The 16,582-nt window shown below is 72.4% G+C and carries 14 protein-coding genes and 7 pseudogenes; 5 read left to right on the top strand and 16 right to left on the bottom strand.

The genetic code is table 11. The features are described 5' to 3' along the window. Positions 1 to 201 precede the first annotated feature (201 nt). Complete coding sequence (locus tag G5V59_RS32750) at positions 202 to 1,173, bottom strand: thiamine-phosphate kinase (protein ID WP_278259235.1); 972 nt, start codon at positions 1,171 to 1,173, stop codon at positions 202 to 204. Positions 1,174 to 1,290: 117 nt separating this feature from the next. On the opposite strand from G5V59_RS32750, the pseudogene G5V59_RS32745 reads away from it, so the two are divergent. Further along, positions 1,291 to 1,529, top strand: a pseudogene (locus tag G5V59_RS32745) (Lrp/AsnC ligand binding domain-containing protein). A gap of 2 nt (positions 1,530 to 1,531) precedes the next feature. Continuing rightward, positions 1,532 to 2,008, top strand: a complete 477-nt coding sequence (locus tag G5V59_RS32740) for a DUF3515 domain-containing protein (protein ID WP_278259233.1) — start codon at positions 1,532 to 1,534, stop codon at positions 2,006 to 2,008. Here the strand turns inward: G5V59_RS32740 and G5V59_RS32735 are convergent. The 4 genes and pseudogenes from G5V59_RS32735 to G5V59_RS32720 all read right to left on the bottom strand — a co-directional run. Further along, positions 1,905 to 2,120: a hypothetical protein gene (locus G5V59_RS32735; RefSeq protein WP_278259232.1), complete on the bottom strand. Its 216-nt coding sequence runs from the start codon at positions 2,118 to 2,120 to the stop codon at positions 1,905 to 1,907. The two genes, G5V59_RS32740 and G5V59_RS32735, sit on opposite strands and share 104 nt — an antisense overlap. Continuing rightward, complete coding sequence (locus G5V59_RS32730; protein ID WP_278259231.1) at positions 2,044 to 2,256, bottom strand: hypothetical protein; 213 nt, start codon at positions 2,254 to 2,256, stop codon at positions 2,044 to 2,046. Before G5V59_RS32730 ends, G5V59_RS32735 begins: the two co-directional genes overlap by 77 nt. 109 nt (positions 2,257 to 2,365) lie before the next feature. After that, positions 2,366 to 2,974: pseudogene (locus G5V59_RS32725) on the bottom strand (D-alanine--D-alanine ligase A); the annotation flags it as partial. Between the two features lie 19 nt (positions 2,975 to 2,993). Then, a pseudogene (locus tag G5V59_RS32720) lies at positions 2,994 to 3,149 on the bottom strand (D-alanine--D-alanine ligase A); the annotation flags it as partial. A 148-nt stretch (positions 3,150 to 3,297) separates the two neighbouring features. Between G5V59_RS32720 and G5V59_RS38225 the strand changes: the two are divergent. Together G5V59_RS38225 and G5V59_RS38220 are read left to right on the top strand one after the other, a co-directional pair. Further along, a pseudogene (locus tag G5V59_RS38225) lies at positions 3,298 to 3,888 on the top strand (aminotransferase class I/II-fold pyridoxal phosphate-dependent enzyme); the annotation flags it as partial. Positions 3,889 to 4,046: 158 nt separating this feature from the next. Further along, positions 4,047 to 4,256 (top strand): PLP-dependent transferase, encoded by a 210-nt coding sequence (locus G5V59_RS38220; protein WP_341351350.1) that lies wholly within the window; start codon positions 4,047 to 4,049, stop codon positions 4,254 to 4,256. A gap of 78 nt (positions 4,257 to 4,334) precedes the next feature. Here the strand turns inward: G5V59_RS38220 and G5V59_RS32710 are convergent. The 7 genes and pseudogenes from G5V59_RS32710 to G5V59_RS32680 form a co-directional block, all read right to left on the bottom strand. Further along, a pseudogene (locus G5V59_RS32710) lies at positions 4,335 to 5,005 on the bottom strand (response regulator transcription factor). Next, positions 5,002 to 6,714, bottom strand: coding sequence for a histidine kinase (locus G5V59_RS32705; protein WP_278260206.1), 1,713 nt, complete (start codon positions 6,712 to 6,714; stop codon positions 5,002 to 5,004). The pseudogene G5V59_RS32710 and the gene G5V59_RS32705 overlap by 4 nt, the downstream one beginning before the upstream one ends. Further along, positions 6,711 to 8,048 (bottom strand): alanine racemase, encoded by a 1,338-nt coding sequence (locus tag G5V59_RS32700; RefSeq protein WP_278259230.1) that lies wholly within the window; start codon positions 8,046 to 8,048, stop codon positions 6,711 to 6,713. The genes G5V59_RS32705 and G5V59_RS32700 overlap by 4 nt, the downstream gene beginning before the upstream one ends. Before the next feature lie 5 nt (positions 8,049 to 8,053). Then, entirely contained in the window at positions 8,054 to 8,332 is a 279-nt protein-coding gene (locus tag G5V59_RS32695; protein ID WP_278259229.1) for a hypothetical protein, read from the bottom strand. Then, positions 8,329 to 8,952, bottom strand: a complete 624-nt coding sequence (locus G5V59_RS32690; RefSeq protein WP_278259228.1) for a M15 family metallopeptidase — start codon at positions 8,950 to 8,952, stop codon at positions 8,329 to 8,331. The genes G5V59_RS32695 and G5V59_RS32690 overlap by 4 nt, the downstream gene beginning before the upstream one ends. 177 nt (positions 8,953 to 9,129) lie before the next feature. After that, positions 9,130 to 10,131, bottom strand: a complete 1,002-nt coding sequence (locus G5V59_RS32685; RefSeq protein WP_278259227.1) for an NAD(P)H-dependent glycerol-3-phosphate dehydrogenase — start codon at positions 10,129 to 10,131, stop codon at positions 9,130 to 9,132. Further along, positions 10,064 to 10,834, bottom strand: a complete 771-nt coding sequence (locus tag G5V59_RS32680) for a lysophospholipid acyltransferase family protein (protein WP_278259226.1) — start codon at positions 10,832 to 10,834, stop codon at positions 10,064 to 10,066. Before G5V59_RS32680 ends, G5V59_RS32685 begins: the two co-directional genes overlap by 68 nt. A 125-nt stretch (positions 10,835 to 10,959) precedes the next feature. Here G5V59_RS32680 and cofC point away from each other — a divergent pair, with 125 nt between their 5' ends. Further along, positions 10,960 to 11,583, top strand: coding sequence for a 2-phospho-L-lactate guanylyltransferase (gene cofC / locus G5V59_RS32675; protein ID WP_278259225.1), 624 nt, complete (start codon positions 10,960 to 10,962; stop codon positions 11,581 to 11,583). A 67-nt stretch (positions 11,584 to 11,650) separates the two neighbouring features. Here cofC and G5V59_RS32670 read toward each other — a convergent pair whose 3' ends face one another. The 4 genes and pseudogenes from G5V59_RS32670 to leuC form a co-directional block, all read right to left on the bottom strand. After that, positions 11,651 to 12,304: an HU family DNA-binding protein gene (locus G5V59_RS32670; protein WP_278259224.1), complete on the bottom strand. Its 654-nt coding sequence runs from the start codon at positions 12,302 to 12,304 to the stop codon at positions 11,651 to 11,653. A gap of 110 nt (positions 12,305 to 12,414) precedes the next feature. Beyond that, positions 12,415 to 14,421, bottom strand: a complete 2,007-nt coding sequence (locus G5V59_RS32665) for an LTA synthase family protein (protein WP_278259223.1) — start codon at positions 14,419 to 14,421, stop codon at positions 12,415 to 12,417. Beyond that, positions 14,399 to 15,090: pseudogene (gene leuD, locus G5V59_RS32660) on the bottom strand (3-isopropylmalate dehydratase small subunit). Before leuD ends, G5V59_RS32665 begins: the two are co-directional and overlap by 23 nt. A gap of 15 nt (positions 15,091 to 15,105) precedes the next feature. Continuing rightward, a pseudogene (gene leuC, locus G5V59_RS32655) lies at positions 15,106 to 16,521 on the bottom strand (3-isopropylmalate dehydratase large subunit). Positions 16,522 to 16,582 lie beyond the last annotated feature (61 nt).

Raw genomic sequence — 16,582 nt, 5'->3', positions numbered from 1 at the left:
GGCTCGAGCACGGGCCCCGGCGGCGCGGTCTCCAGCAGGTCGTGGGCCCACTCCGACTGCAGCACGGTCCAGGGACGCGGGGTGAGGACGCGGTCGTCGTAGGCGATCGAGAGCGGCCCGAAGGTCATGGACCGCGGGGCGAGGTCCAGGGAGGTGTGGTCCATGGCACGGCGATACCCACCGTGGGCGCGCCGATGCGGGTCAGAAGTGCGACCACCCCGTCGGCCCGTCGTACGGCGCCCCGTCGACGGTGACCGCCTCCTCGCCGCGCTCCCCGACCGTCCCGATCCGGGTCCAGCCCTCCGGCAACCCGGTCCCCGCCGGAAAGGTGGCCAGCAGGGCGTGGTCCTCACCGCCGCTGAGGATGAACTGCAGCGGGTCCGCTCCGGTCGCCTGGCCGACCGCGAGCAGCGGCTCGGGCACCTCGAAAGCGCCGGTGGTGACGTCGATGCTCACCCCCGAGTCGTCCGCGAGGTGGCGGGCCTCGGCCAGCAGCCCGTCGGAGACGTCGATCATCGCGGTGGCGCCGGCCTCGGCGGCGACCTGCCCGGCGTCGTACGGCGGTGCGGGGCGGCGGTACGCCTCCACCAACACGCGGGGCGAGCGGAAGCCGCGGCCCAGCACCGCCAGACCGCCCGCGGACCAGCCCTGGCGCCCGCACAGCGCGAGCACGTCGCCCGGTGCGGCCCCCGAGCGCAGCACCGGCGACACCGTGCAGGCGCCGATCGCGGTCACCGAGATCACCACCTGGTCGGCACGGCTCAGGTCGCCGCCCACCAGTCCGGCACCGACCTTGGCGCACTCCTCGGCGAAGCCGCGGGTGAAGTCGAGCGCCCACTGCGCCGGCAGGTCCGCGGGTGCGGCCAGGCCGACGGTGAGCCACTGCGCGCGGCCGCCCATCGCGTTGATGTCGGAGAGGTTCTGCGCGGCCGCACGGGCCCCCACGTCGACCGCCTCGGCCCAGTCCCGGCGGAAGTGCCGGCCCTCCACGAGCATGTCCGTGGAGACCACGACGTGGCCCTTGCGCACCCGCATCACGGCGGCGTCGTCCCCGGGTCCGACGAGCACCTCCTCGCCCGGCGCCGTGCGCGCCACGAGGTCGCTGATCTGCGCGATCAGCCCGAACTCCCCCACGTCGGCCAGGGTTGCGTCACGGTCGGTCCCCGAAGTCATGGGTCCATCCCACCAGACCGGCGCCGGGACCGCTTCCGCCGGTTATCGGCTGCGCCCGGATCGCGGTAGGTTGAGGCCGTTCCACGACCGACCATCTCAACGAAGGGGGCGTGACCCATGACGGTTCAGGCCTACATCCTCATCCAGACCGACGTCGGCAAGGCCGCGGAGGTCGCCCGCGAGGTCGGCAACATCAACGGCGTCACGCTGGCCGAGGACGTCACCGGCCCCTACGACGTGATCGTGCGCGCCGAGGCCCGCAACGTCGACGAGCTCGGCAAAGCCTGGTCGTCTCGAAGGTGCAGAACCTCGAGGGCATCACCCGCACCCTGACCTGCCCGGTCGTCCACATCTGAGCATGCGCGCCGCGGCGACTCCCGTGCTGCTGCTCCCGCTGACCCTGCTGACCGCCTGCGGCGGCCCGGTCGAGGTCGACGTGCCCGACCTCACCTCCGCCCAGCGCGCGGCGTGCGAGTCCTTCGCCGACGCCCTGCCCGAGACGATGGCGGACCAGCAGCGGGTGGAGATCGAGCCTGCCGACGCCCCCGCGGCGGCGTACGGCGACCCGGCGATCGTGGTGCGCTGCGGCGTGCCGAAGCCCGCCGGGTTCTCCCTGGCCGCCTCCTGCGAGACGGCCAACGGGGTCGGCTTCTTCATCCCCGACGAGCAGTACCGCGACCAGGACGCCGACCTGACCATCACCGCCGCCGGCTACCGGCCGCGGGTGGAGGTCACCGTGCCCGCGCAGTACCGGCCCAGCGGCGGCGCGGCCGCCATGTCCGTGCTGGCGCCGCTGGTCCAGAAGTACCTGACCCTGGTCGAGGCCTGCGACTAGCGGGATCAGCGGTCAGCGCAGGCCGGTGCCGCGGTTCAGCGCCAGCGTGAGCAGCCGGTCGACCAGGCTCCGGGTAGGGCACCCCGGTCGCGGCCCACATCTGCGGGAACATCGACAGCGGGGTGAAGCCCGGCATCGTGTTCAGGCTCGTTGATGACGAGCGAGCCGTCGGGCATGAGGAAGAAGTCCACCCGGGCGAGGCCCTCGCAGCCCGCGGCCCGGAAGGCGGCCGCGGCGAGGTCCTGCATCCGCTGCGTGGTGTCCTCCTCCAGCAGCGCCGGTACGTCGAGCCTGCGTGGCCTCCTCGGGGAGGTACTTGGCCTCGAAGTCGTAGAACTCGTGATCGCCGGTGATCTTGATCTCGGCCGGGACGCTCACGTCGAGTCCTCCGCCGACGGCCTCCAGCACGCCGCACTCGATCTCGCGCGCGCCCTCGGCGGAGACCTCGATCAGCACCTTCGGGTCGTGGGCGAGAGCGCCCTCGACCGCGGCAGCCAGGTCGTCACGGCTGTGCGCCTTGGCGATCCCGATGCTGGAGCCGCCCCGGGCGGGCTTCACGAACAGCGGGTAGCCGAGCGCGTCGCAGCGCTCGTGCACGGCGGCCGGCGCCTCGGCCCACTCGTGCGCGGTGGTCGTGGTCCCCGGCATCACCGGCAGGCCGGCCGCCTGGAGGGCGATCTTCATGAACACCTTGTCCATGCACAGCGCCGAGGCGAGCACCCCGGAGCCGACGTAGCGCACGTCGGTCATCTCGAAGAGCCCCTGGATGGTGCCGTCCTCGCCCCACGGGCCGTGCAGCAGCGGGAGGACGACGTCGACCTCCCCGAGCGCGCGCGGCGGCGCCCCGGCCTCGCTGACGACCAGCCCGGTGCCCTCGGCGGTCGGCGCGAGGGCGACCGTGGCCCGCTCGCCGTCGACCGACGGGAGCCTGGCCGGGACCGGTGATCCGGTGCCGCTCGGGATCATCGGCCTCCAGCACCCAGCGGCCGTCGGTCGCGATCCCGATCGGGACGGCGTCGTACTTCTCGCGGTCGAGGGCCTGCAGCACGCTCCCCGCGGTCACGCACGAGATGGCGTGCTCGGTGGAGCGGCCGCCGAAGACGACGGCGACGCGGACACGGCGGCCGGTGGGTGCGTTCATCGCCGATGACCCTACCTTTGGGGCATGTCCCACCCCACGCTGCGCCCCGCAACCGTCGCCGTGACCGCCGGACGTCCGCCGCACGAGCCGGACCAGCCGCTCAACGTGCCGATCACGATGACCTCGACGTACGTCGCGACCGGCGAGCCTGGAGTACGGCCGCTTCGGCAACCCGACCTGGACCGCCTTCGAGGACGCCCTCGGCGCGCTGGAGGGCGGCCGGGCGCTGGCCTTCGCCTCGGGGATGGCGGCGGTGACGACGCTGCTCGACCTCGTCGGCCAGGGCAGCAGCGTGATCGCACCGCGGCACGCCTACAACGGCACCGTCTCCGCGCTCGCCGATGCCGAGGCCCGTGGCCGGCTGCAGGCCAACCTCGTGGACATCACCGACACGGCCGCGGTCATCCAGGCCATGGAGGACGACGAGGACTGCGCCTTCCTGTGGCTGGAGTCCCCGACCAACCCCGCGCTGGAGGTCGCCGACATCGCCGCGCTCAGCGCCGCCGCGCGCGAGCTCGGCATCCAGGTCGTGGTCGACAACACCTTCGCCACTCCCCTGCTCCAGCAGCCGCTCAGCCTGGGCGCGGACATCGTGCTGCACTCGGCGACGAAGTACATCGCCGGCCACAGCGACGTGCTGATGGGCGCCCTGGTGCTGACCGACGACGAGGCGTACGACGCCCTCAAGGCCCGCCGTGCCCTCGCCGGCTCCACGCCCGGCCCGTTCGAGACCTGGCTGGCCCTGCGTGGCCTGCGCACCCTGCACGTGCGCCTGGAGCGCGCCTGTGCCAACGCGGCCGAGCCTGGCCCGCCGCCTCGCCGAGCACCCCGCGGTCGAGGAGGTGCGCTACCCCGGCTTCGGCGCGATCGTGGCACCCGTCCTGGCCGGCGGCGCCGATGCGGGCGACTTCCTGGTGCGCGCGACCACGCTGTGGGTGCACGCGACCTCGCTCGGCGGCGTCGAGTCCACCTTCGAGCGGCGGCGCCGCTGGAAGGCTCGAGCCCGCGACCATCCCCGAGGGCCTCGTCCGGCTCTCCGTCGGCATCGAGGACGTCGAGGACCTGTGGGAGGACCTGCGCCAGGCGCTGGACCGGATCAACGCCTGAGCCGTGCCGCGCGGTTCAACTACCGAATCCGCTGCCATCCGCGCTGATCCACAGCAAATTCGGTCGTTGAAGCGTGGCTCAGGAACCCGCCAACCCGTGCTCGTGGGCGAAGACGACGATCTGCACCCGGTCGCGCAGGCCGAGCTTTGCGCAGGATCGCACCCACATGGGTCTTCACCGTCGACTCGCTGAGGAACACCCTGACCGCGATCTCGGCGTTCGACAGGCCCTTGGCGACGGCGGCGAAGACCTCGCGCTCCTTCTCCGTCAACGACCGGTACGACGCGGGCGGCGCCACCGGCGCCCGGAACTGGGTGTCGAGCAGGCTGGACAGGTCGGTCGGGGCGAGCACCGCGTTGCCCGCGTGCACGGTGCGGATCGCGTCGCGCAGCATCACCGGGGTGGTGCCCTTGAGCAGGAAACCGCTCGCGCCGTACCGGATCGCGGTGGCGGCGCGGTCGTCGAGGTTGAACGTCGTCAGCACCACCACCCGCACCGGCGTGGACCGGCGCGCCGCCCGCTCGGGCAGGAAGATCTGCCGGGTCGCCTCGACCCCGTCCATCTCCGGCATCCGGATGTCCATGAGCACCACGTCCGGCGCCGACTCGTCGACCAGCCGCACCGCCTCGACGCCGTCGGCGGCGGTGCCGACGACGCTCATCCCCTCCTGGGCGTCCACGATGACCCGCACGCCCTCGCGGAAGAGCCTCCTGGTCGTCGACCAGCAGCACCCGGATCGGCTCGCTCATCGCGCCCTCACCGGCACCCACGCGGTCGCGGTGAACGTCGGAGGGTCGGTACGACGCCGCACGTCCAGCCGCCCGCCCACGGCCTCCAGGCGTCGGCGCATCCCGTCGAGTCCCTGACCGCCCGACGCTCCGGGGCCCTCGCCGACCAGCGTGTTGCGGACCTCGATGCGCAAGTCGCCCTCCCAGTGGCGCTCGACGAAGACGGGCTGGTCGCGCGGACCGTGCTTGAGGGCGTTCGTGAGCATCTCCTGGAGCACCCGGAAGGCGACCGCCGCGGTCTCGGGCGGCATCGGCTGCGGCGTACCGATCTCGGTGGTGCGGACCTCGTGCCCGCTCGCCCGCACCCCCTCGACGAGGCTGTCGAGGTCGGTGGGCGCGGCCGGCGCGGCGGTGCCGGCGGTCGAGGCGAGCACCTGCCGCACGTCGTCCAGCGAGGAGCGTGCGGACGTGGCGATGTTCTCCATGGTGACCTTGAGGCCCTGGGTGTCCGCGTCCTGGAGGTACTGCGCCGACTCGGCCTGCGCCAGGATCACCGCCAGCGAGTGGCCGACCACGTCGTGCACGTCGCGGGCCAGACGGGCCTGGTCCTCGCGCAGACGGGCGATCTCCTCGGCCTGGTCGCGCTCGGCCTCGGCGGCGACCTGCGAGCGACGGGAGTCCTTCGAGCGGGCGGCGAAGCGCAACGCCAGACCGGCCAGCCACGGCGTCGCGAGCACCGCGACGCCCAGCACCCCGACCGCGAGCCGCCAGTCATAGCCGCCGCTGCGGTAGGCCTCCTCGACGAGCGAGCCGACGCCGACCGTCAGCAGCGCGTCGTAGAACGCGTACGGCGAGAGGAAGGCCACCGCCAGCACGGCGCCGGCCGGGATCGAGAGCCCGCTGAGCCAGACCGTGATCACCCGGCCCCAGCGCGCGCAGCCGAAGGCCACCACGGCGAGCAAGCCCTCGGTCAGCAGGGGGTCGACGTCGTTGACGACCTGGATGCCGCCGGTGAACCAGGCGACCCCCAGCGCCGCGCCGGGCATCCGTCGCGACAGGCCCACGGCGATCGCGATGCCGAGGGCGACGAAGACCGGGGCGGGCGGCAGGTCGGCGTAGGCGTGGCGGACCTCCGCGAGCCCGACGGCCAGGGTGAGCACGCCGGCCAGCACGTCCGGCAGCCAGCGCCGTGCGTCCTTCACGCGGTGGTCCTCCTGCGGGTGGGGGCGGGTGTCCGGGTCAGTCTCCCGCACCCGGCTCACCGGTGTGCGCCGCGGACCAGGCTCGTCGAGCAGGTCGGGGTACGCCAGGCCGGCGGCCGCGAACATCCGCGGCGCCTGCGAGTGCGCGGTCATGCCCGGCATCGTGTTGACCTCGTTGAGCACCGGCCCGTCGGCATCGAGGAAGAAGTCCACCCGCGCGACGCCCGCGCAGCCCAGCGCCTCGAAGACCCGCACGGCGGCCTCCTCCAGAGCCTTGGCCTCCTCGTCGGTGAGTGCCGCCGGCACCCGGAAGTCCGCCCCACCGCCGTACTTCGCGTCGTAGTCGAACAGCCCGTCCGCCACGATCTCCAGCGCCGGCGGGACGAGCAGGCTCCCGTCGGCCCGGCGCAGCACCGCGACGTCGACCTCGCGCCCGCGAGTCACCTCCTCGACAAGGACCCGGTCGTCGAGAGCGAAGGCAGCATCCAGGGCCGCCCCCAACGCCTCCGGTACGTCGACCCGGCTCACCCCCTGGCTCGACCCCGCCGCGACCGGCTTGACCACCACCGGCCCGTGCCAGCGCAGGTGTGCCGCGGTCGACCGCGTGACCAGGACACCCGGCGAGGTGCGGATCCCGAGGGCCTCGGCGACGAGCCTTGGTGGCCCACTTGTCCATCGCCAGCGCACCGGGCCGGATGCCCGAGCCGACGTACGGCAGCCCGGCGAGCCTCGCACAGCGCCGCCAGGGCGCCGTCCTCGCCACGCGGGCCGTGGACGACCGGGAAGACCACGTCGCAGCCGCGCAGCACCTGCGCCGCGCCGCTGAGCCCGATCGGGCGCAGCCCGCGGTCGCGCCAGGTGCCGTCACGGCCGATGGTCAGCGGGACGACGTCGTACGTCGCCGGGTCGAGGGCCGCCGCCACCGAGGCCGCGGAGGCCACCGAGACGTCGTGCTCGCAGTTCTGCCCACCGCCCACCACCGCGACCCGCGTCCTCATGCCAGGCTCCGCAGGTGGCGCGGAGCGAGGGCGTGGCGCGGCACCCGTGCGCCGATGCCGGTGACGATCTCGTGCTCGATGGTGCCGGCCCAGGCCGCCCAGTCGGCGGCGGTCGGCTCGCCGTCGTGGCCCGGTCCGAACACCGTCACACCGTCCCCGGCCTCGGCACCGGCCTCGCCCAGGTCGACGACGAGCCTGGTCCATCGAGATCCGCCCGACGACGGGCCGGCGCACCCCGCGGACCAGCACCTCCGCGGTGGCCGAGGCGACGCGCGGTAGGCCGTCGGCGTACCCCAGCGGGAGCAGGCCGAGGTACGTCGCACGGTCGGTCCGGTGGGCGTGCCCGTAGCCCACGGCGGTGCCGGCCCGGGCACGTCGTACCTGGACCAGGGGGGCGGTGAGCGTCATCGCCGGCTCCAGCGTGGTGCTGCCGGAGGGGTCGATGCCGACGAGACCGGCGCCCACCCTGCTCATCGTGTGGTGGCTGCGGGGGTCGGTCAGGGTGGCCGCGGTGGCGGCGAGGTGGCGGTGCTGGGGGCGCAAGCCGGTGGCGAGGGCGTTCTCGATCGCCCACGCGAAGCGGGTGCGACCCACCGCGTTGCAGCCGTCGGCGGGGTCGTCGGCGCAGCCGAGGTGGGCCATCACGCCGACGACCTCGACCTCGCCGCGCACCTCCGCGCGCCGGGCGGCGCGGCACAGCGCCGGCCAGTCCGCCGGGTCCGCGCCGTCACGGGCCATCCCGGCGTCGAGGTGCAGGTGCACCCGGTGCCGGCCCGGCGCGGCGGCCACCGCGGTGAGGTGGGCGAGGCTGGGCACCGCCACCTCGACGTCCTGGGCGGAGGCGACCGCGAAGTCCGCGTCCACCGGGTTCAGCCAGCCTGAGGACCGGTACGGCGAGCCCGGCGTCCCGCAGCGCCACGGCCTCCACGAGCGTGGTCACCCCGAGCCGCGTGGCGCCGTGCGCGAGGGCGGTGCGCGCCACGTCGGCCGCTCCGTGGCCGAAGCCGTCGGCCTTCACCACCGCCATCAGGCTCCCCCGTCGCGGCCGCGGCCAGCCGACCGGTGTTGCGCGCGACGGCGGCCAGGTCGATGGTCAGCCGCGGCGACGGCGCCCGCGTGTCCCGTGGCTGCACGGCGAGGCCGTTCATGCCGCCACCGCCGCCGCGAGCGGGCCGTAGAGCGCGTGCGGAGCACCGCTCGTCAGCGCCCAGTACCGGTCGCCGTGGCTCCAGTGCCACCACTCCGTCGGGTAGTTCACCAGTCCCTGCGCCCGCAGCGCCCGCGCCAGCACCGTCCGGTGCGCCCGGGCGTCCGCGCCGATCCCGGCCGCGGCGAACCAGCAGCGGCCGTCGCTCTGCTCGGGCGTCGCGTCGATCTCCGTGCCCAGGTCGAGGGCGTCGCCGCACACGTCCACCAGGGTCAGGTCGACCGCCGCGCCCGCCACGTGGGGTGCCACGTCGAGCGGCGCGACGTACCGGCTGGTGAGCCGCTCCCGCTCTGTGGGCTCGATGCCCGGGTTCAGCGCGCGCACCTCGTCGGCGTACGACGCGATGATGGCCTGCTGCTGGGCGGCCGGCCGGTACCCCTCGACCACCCGGAGCCGGATCCCCCGCGGGAGCAGGCGATCCGCCGCGACCAGCCGGTCGGCGAGCCCGGCCCGGACCAGCGCACCCGCGGGCGAGATCTCGTGCGGGAGGCGGACCAGCGGCTCACCGCACTCGGCGACGGGCACCGCGCGGACGGCGGGATCGGACAGCAGGATCGTCATGCCCGCCACGCTAGGAAGAGCCGCCCCTCCTCCGCGTCCGCCTCAGGTGCCGAGCGCCGGTCCCGAGGTACCGCGGCCCTCCCCCTGGCGCCGGCCGCCTTGCCGCCGGACGGAGGCAGGACCTACGCGAGCCAACCGCGCGGCGCGAGGAACGAGCGACGCACTCGCGTCGTCGACTCAGGCTCGGCTTTCGTGTCGCGGTTGATGAACGCCTCCATCAGCCTGCGACGTGGTCAGCCGGCCCTGGACGACCTCGTCGACGGCGTCCACGATCGGCGCCTCGACACCGGTCTCCTTCGCCAGCACGCGCAGCGACGAGCAGGACTTCGCACCCTCGGCGACCTGACGGGTGGAGGCGTAGATCTCCTCGACGCTCTGTCCCTGACCGAGCTTCTCGCCGAACGTACGGTTGCGCGAGAGCGGTGAGGAGCACGTGGCGACCAGGTCGCCGAGCCCGGCCAGGCCCATCAGGGTGAGCGGGTTGGCGCCCTGGTGCATCGCGAGGCGCGCGGTCTCGGCGAGGCCGCGGGTGATCAGGGAGGCGGTGGTGTTGTCGCCGAAGCCCAGGCCCACGGCCATCCCGACGCACAGCGCGACGACGTTCTTGTAGGCGCCACCGAACTCGCAGCCCAGGACGTCGACGCTGGTGTAGGGCCGGAAGGCCGGCGAGTGCACCCGCCGTTGCAGCGCGGTGGCGACGTCCTCGTCGGCGCAGGCGACCACGGAGGCCGCCGGTTCGCGGCGGGCGATCTCGCGGGCGAGGTTCGGGCCGCTGACGACGGCGATCCGGTGCGGGGCGATGTCGCCCACCTCGGCGATCACCTCCGACATCCGCTTGAGGCTGCCGGTTCCGACTCCCTTCATCAGCGAGACGAGCGTGGCGTCGCGCTCGACGTGAGGCAGAAAGGTCGGCAGGTTCTCGCGCAGCGACTGCGAGGGGACGGCCAGGACGACGACGTCCGCGCCGGCGAGGGCCTGCTCCGGGTCGTGGGTGGAGGTGATGGTGCGGGGCGACTCGATGCCGGCGAGGTAGTCGACGTTCTCGTGGCGCTCGTTGATGGCCGCCGCGACCTCCTCGCGCCGTGCCCAGATCGAGACGTCGTTGCCCGCGTCAGCGAGCACGATGGAGAACGCCGTCCCCCACGAGCCGGCGCCGAGCACCGCGATCTTGTTGCCCATCAGCCTGCCTTCTTGGTCTTCTTGAACCGGTCACCCTGCACGGCCATGTCGTACCGCTCGGCCGGCGCCTTCTCCCCACGCACGAGTCTCGAGTCTGGTCGGTGATGGCGGTCATGATCCGCTCGGTCGCCTGGCTGACGACCGCGCTGGTGCGCGGCTCCTGCGCCCGCAGGTCGTCGAGCGGCACGGGCGGGCCGACCCGCATCGTGATCTGGTTGCGCGGCAGGAGGTGCGGCTTCCTCGCGTACGGCGCCAGGAGCTCCTGCGCGCCCCACTGGCCGACCGGGATCACCGGGCAGCCCGTCTCCAGGGCGATCCGGGCCGCTCCGGACTTGCCCTTCATCGGCCACATCGCGGGATCCCGGGTGATGGTGGCCTCCGGGTAGATCACCACGCAGCGGCCCGCCCGGATCGCGTCCACGGCGGCGGAGTAGGCGCCGACGGCGTCCTTGGTCTCCCGCTTGACCGGGATCTGGCCGGCGCTGCGCAGGAAGTACCCGAGCGCCTTGTTGTCGAAGAGACCGGACTTCGCCAGGTAGTTCGGCTTGTGCCCGTGGTCGTAGACCAGGTGCGCGGCGGTGAGCGGGTCGACGTGGGAGATGTGGTTGAGCGCGATGATGAAGCCGCCCTCGACCGGGATGTTCTCCCCACCGACCCAGGTCCGCTTCGTCGTGGCGAGGAGCAGCGGCTTGATGATGGGCACCGCGATGTTCCAGGCCCAGCCCCTCTTCTCCTGCAGACTTCCGCACCGTCACGAGGATGCAGGCTACCCGCCGGTGACGCCGACCACTCCGCTGACGCGCCTCCCGGGGCTGCGAGGATGGCGCGGTGGTGGTCCCCGGTCCCTTCGCCGTGCTGCTGCCGGTGAAGTCCCCCGGCACGGGCAAGTCGCGGCTCTCCGCGCTGCCGGACGACGACCGCCGGCGCCTCGCCGCCGCCTTCGCCGCAGACGCGGTCGCGGCCTGCACGACGACGCCGTCGGTCGGGCTGGTCGTGGTCGTCAGCGACGACGCGGCGTTCGCCGCCTCACTGCCGGGCGCCGTGCCGTGCGACGACCCCGGGCACGGCCTCAACGCGGCGCTGCGCCACGGTGCGGCGCACGCCCACGCGCTGCGCCCCGGCCTGCAGCCGGTCGCGCTGCTCGCCGACCTGCCCGCGCTGACCGCGGCCGACCTGGGCACCGCCCTGGCGTCGGTCGGCGCCGGTTCGGCGTACGTCCCCGACGCGGAGGGCACCGGCACGACCCTCTACACCGCGCCGTACGACGCCTTCGATCCCCGCTTCGGCGCGGGTTCCGCCGCCGCCCACGCGGCTTTGGGTGCCGTCGCGCTGGCGGACGCACCGGCGCGGCTGCGCCGCGACGTCGACGACCTCGACGACCTCGCCGGCGCGATCGCGCTCGGCGTCGGCCCGGCGACGGCCGCGGCCCTCGCGGCCACCGCGCTGCCCTAGCCCGCAGACGCCGATCGGGCCGCCCTCCCGGAGGAGGACGGCCCGATCGACGGTGCGCAGGAAGGCGTCAGGCCTTCTTGGCGGGAGCCTTCTTCGCGGGCGCCTTCTTGGCCGGAGCCTTCTTGGCGGGCGCCTTCTTGGCAGCCGGGGCCTTCTTGGCCGGGGCGGCCTTCTTGGCAGCCGGAGCCTTCTTGGCGGGCGCCTTCTTGGCAGCCGGAGCCTTCTTGGCCGGAGCGGCCTTCTTGGCAGCCGGAGCCTTCTTGGCCGGAGCGGCCTTCTTGGCGGGAGCGGCCTTCTTCGCCGGAGCCGCCTTCTTCGCGGTGGTCGCGGCCTTCTTGGCAGCCGGGGCGGCGGCCTTCTTGGCGGTGGACGCGGCCTTCTTGGCCGGAGCCGCGGCGGCAGCGGCAGCCTTCTTCGCCGGCTTCGGCAGCGGGGCGAGCTTCTTCGCACCGGAGACGACGTTCTTGAGGTCGGCGCCGGCGCTGAACTTCGGGACGGCCTTCTTCTTGGTCTTCACGCGCTCACCGGTCTGCGGGTTGCGGACCCAACGCGCGTTCCGCACGGCCTTCTCGAAGGAGCCGAAGCCGGTGATGGCGACCTTCTCGCCCTTCGCGACCTGGCGGGTGATGGTGTCCAGAACGGCGTCGAGCGCGTGGGCAGCGTCCTTGCGGCTGCCCTCGAACCGGTCGGACAGCGCGTCGATCAACTGAGACTTGTTCACTACATGTCCTTTCGAAACGCACCGTCGTGGTCGTCTCTTGGGCTGTGCGGCCGAGCCCTCGCCCAGCCGTCCTTCCAGCGAACGCTAGGCATTCGTGAGCACGCCCACAATCACCACGCCGTGCTTTGCAGCAGTTTTTTCGCGGATTTGGCGCTATTCGGGCCAATTCCGGTCATTCGACGACTGCTCCGGGCCACATCCGGTCCACCACGAAGCGTTTGCCGATCGAGAAGTCGAACTGCACCAGACGCATGTCGGCGAGCAGGCTTCGCGCTCTGCTGGTCCAGCGCGGACTCCTTCACCTGCTCTCCCGATCCGTCGAGCAGGCGGCCCTGCTGGATGGCGCTGACGTGTCGCCGCACGGTCTCGAGCATCGCGAGGTACGGCGGCATCGGGGCGTTCGCGACGTCGTAGAGCAACGGCAGGAAGAACGCCGGGCTGGTCGTCGGCAGCGTCCGTGGGACGTTCTGCCCCGGCTGGTTGCTCCACACGAAGAAAGGCGTGCGGTAGAGGGAAAGTCCCTTGTTGGCGTGCTTCACCGACGAGTTGTAGATGCCGGGCAGGTGGTCGCCGTAGAACAGCACGATCGTCTTCTCGGGACTCTTCTGCAGTGCACCGAGGAATTGGTCGAGTGCCTCGTCGGTGTGCTCGAGACCGCGTGCGTACTGGCCGATCTTCTCGTCCTCGCCGTCGCCGGCACCGGTGACCCGGACCGGGTCGTGATAATTCCCGTCGACGGGAATGTGGTTCTGCATCGTCACGAGGTTCACCATGAGCGGCTTGTCGTGCTCGCCGATCTGCGTGAGCACCTCGTCGAAGGCCGAACGGTCCGAGATGTAGGGGTTGTCGTCGATGCGCTGGGTCTCGCGCAGGGTCGTGTCGTGGACGAAGTCCTGGAAGCCGAAGCGCTGGTAGACCTGCTCCCGCTTGTACATCCCCACCTGGTAGGGGTGCACAGCGATCACGTCGTGGCCCTGCCCGCGGAACCAGCCGACGGCCGAGGGATAGTCGTCGTGCGCCGGCACCAGCATCTGGTACGGCGAGAGCATCTGCGGCCGGAAGAGCCCCAGGGACTGGCCGGTCAGGGTCTCGAACTCCATGTTGGCCGTGCCGCCGCCGTACATCTGGGCGAGCATGTGGCCCGACGTGGTGCCGGCCATCCGCGCCCGGGTGCGGGCGATCGGGTCGTGGTCGAGCCGGAAGCCGTCGAGGTCGGTGGGATCGGTGAAGGACTCGCTGAGCACGATCACGACGTTGGTGTCGTCGAGGCTGCCGGTGCGACCGGCGTTGACCTGGGCGGCCACCCGCTCGTAGCGCTGGGCGATCTCGGCCATCTCCTCCGCGTCGTACCCCTTCGGCTTGGCCATGGCGTCGACCGGCATGTTGAAGAGGAAGCCACCGCCGAAGCCGTGGGAGCGGTAGTTGGTCTTCTGGTTCCAGTAGCGCCACTCCTTGCCGCTCGCCTCGTAGAGGCCGCGCCACATGTTGCCGGGCTGGTTGAAGTGCGCGGCCTGGACGAGCAGGACGCCCGTCAGGACGCCGACCCCGAGCCGCAGCCCGAGCAGGAGCAGCACGTGGTCGCGGCTCAGCGTGCGCAGGCGGGGACGCGGGTAGCGGCGCTCGATGCGGGCCACCAGCCGCAGGACGCCGAGCAGCACCGCCACGACGAGCAGCACGGCGGCGACGAGCAGCACGGGCGAGACCATCGAGCCGAGGAACTCAGGCTCGCGGAGGAAGTCGATGTCGCTGGGGTAGACCGGCTCCTCGCGGTACTGCATCTTCACCAGGTTGGCGATCGCGACGACGACCGTGGTCACCGAGACCAGTGCGATCGACCAGGCCAGGCGGCCGAGCACCGCCCACAGGAAGCCGATCACGACCCACAGCACGAGGACGTCGACGAAGAACGCGCCACCGAGGAACAGGTCGCCGACCCAGTGCATGAAGATGCCGAGGGTCCCCACCTCCAGCACCAGGGTGGCCAGCATCGCTGCGACGAGGCTGCCGACCAGGCCGCGGCGCAGGGCGGCGGCGAGGGACGGGGTGGACGGCGGAGCAGGAGCGTCGTCGAGCGGCTCCTCCGTCGTCCTGTCGTCAGGGCGAACGAAAGAGGACACGAGGTGAACTGTACGTGTCCACCTCGTGCCCTCTCATCAGGGTTTCCCCCGAGATCTCGGGGCTCAGGCGCCCTGGGTGACCGGCTTCCAGACTCGGCCGCCGCTCTTCGTACGACGCGATGTCCGCCTCGTGGCCCAGCGTGATGCCGATGTCGTCGAGCCCCTCCAGCAGCCGCCAGCGGGTGTAGTCGTCGATGTCGAAGGAGTCCTCGATGGCGTCCGGGCCCTCGCCCGCCCGCACGGTCTTGGCCTCCAGGTCCACCGTCACGGTGGCACCGGGGTTCTCCTCGAGGTAGTCCCAGAGCTTCTGGACGACCTTCTCGTCGACCGGCCGGCGACCAGCCCGGCCTTGCCGGAGTTGCCGCGGAAGATGTCGGCGAACCGGGCCGAGAGGACCGCCTTGAAGCCGTAGTTCTGCAGCGCCCACACCGCGTGCTCACGCGAGGAGCCGGTACCGAAGTCCGGCCCGGCGATCAGGACCGACCCGGCGGCGTACGGCTCCTGGTTGAGCACGAACTCCGGGTCGTTGCGCCAGGCGGCGAAGAGCCCGTCCTCGAAGCCGGTGCGGGTGACCCGCTTGAGGTAGACGGCCGGGATGATCTGGTCGGTGTCGACGTTGCTGCGGCGCAGCGGCACGCCGACGCCGGTGTGGCTGGTGAACTTCTCCATGACTCGGATCTCCTCTCAGACCGTCGCGGGGACGAGGTCGGCGGGCGAGGACAGGGTGCCGCGGATCGCGGTCGCGGCGGCGACCGGCACGGACACCAGGTGGGTGCGCCCACCCTTGCCCTGACGGCCCTCGAAGTTGCGGTTGGACGTCGACGCGCTGCGCTCGCCCGGGGTGAGCCTGGTCGGGGTTCATGCCCAGGCACATCGAGCAGCCCGCGCCGCGCCACTCCGCACCGGCCTCGGTGAAGACCTGGTCCAGGCCCTCCTCCATGGCCTGCAGGCGCACCCGCACCGAGCCCGGTACGACGAGCAGGCGGGTGCCGTCGGCGACCTTGTGGCCCTTGATGATCTCGGCCGCCAGGCGCAGGTCCTCGATCCGGCCGTTGGTGCAGGAGCCGACGAAGACGGTGTCGACCTTGATGTCGCGCATCGGCGTGCCGGCCTCGAGACCCATGTACTCCAGGGCCTTCTCGGTGGCGATCTTGTCGTTGGCGTCCTCGAAGTCCGCCGGGTCCGGGACGTTCGCGCCGAGCGGCACGCCCTGGCCGGGGTTGGTGCCCCAGGTGACGAAGGGGGTCATCGTGGAGGCGTCGAGGACGATCTCCTCGTCGAACTCGGCGTCCTCGTCGGTGACGAGGGTCTTCCAGTGCGCGACGGCGGCGTCCCAGTCGGCGCCCTTCGGAGCCTCGGGCTTGCCCTGGATGTAGGCGAAGGTGGTCTCGTCCGGCGCGATCATGCCGGCCTTGGCGCCCCACTCGATCGACATGTTGCAGACCGTCATCCGGCCCTCCATGGAGAGCCTCGCGGATCGCCTGGCCGCGGTACTCCACGATGTAGCCCTGACCGCCACCGGTGCCGGTGTGCGCGATGAGGGTGAGCACCATGTCCTTCGCGGTGACGCCCTCGGGCAGGCTGCCGTTGATCGTGACCGCCATCGTCTTCGGCTTGGCCTGCGGCAGGGTCTGGGTGGCGAGCACGTGCTCGACCTCGGACGTGCCGATGCCGAACGCGATGGCGCCGAAGGCGCCGTGGGTGCTGGTGTGCGAGTCACCGCACACGATCGTCATGCCGGGCTGGGTGAGGCCCAGCCTGCGGGCCGACGACGTGCACGATGCCCTGCTCCACGTCGCCGAGCGGGTGCAGCCGCACGCCGAACTCCGCGGCGTTCTTGCGCAGCGTGTCGACCTGGGTCTTGCTCACCGGGTCGGCGATCGGCTGGTCCCAGTCGAGGGTCGGGACGTTGTGGTCCTCCGTCGCGAGGGTGAGGTCGGGGCGTCGTACCTGACGTCCGGCGAGCCGTAGGCCGTCGAAGGCCTGCGGGCTGGTCACCTCGTGGATGAGGTGGAGGTCGATGTAGAGGAGGTCCGGCTCCCCCGGGGTCGACCGGACGACGTGCTCGTCCCACACCTTCTCCGCCAGGGTCCTGCCCATGACTCGTTCCTCTCGTTCGGATCGGCCGATTTGACCTGTGTCACCCAGCGTACCTCTTGCA

The sequence above is a fragment of the Nocardioides convexus genome (assembly GCF_011090295.1).
The sequence above is the reverse complement of the archived record's forward strand: the minus strand, read 5'-3'. Positions and strand labels throughout refer to the sequence as shown.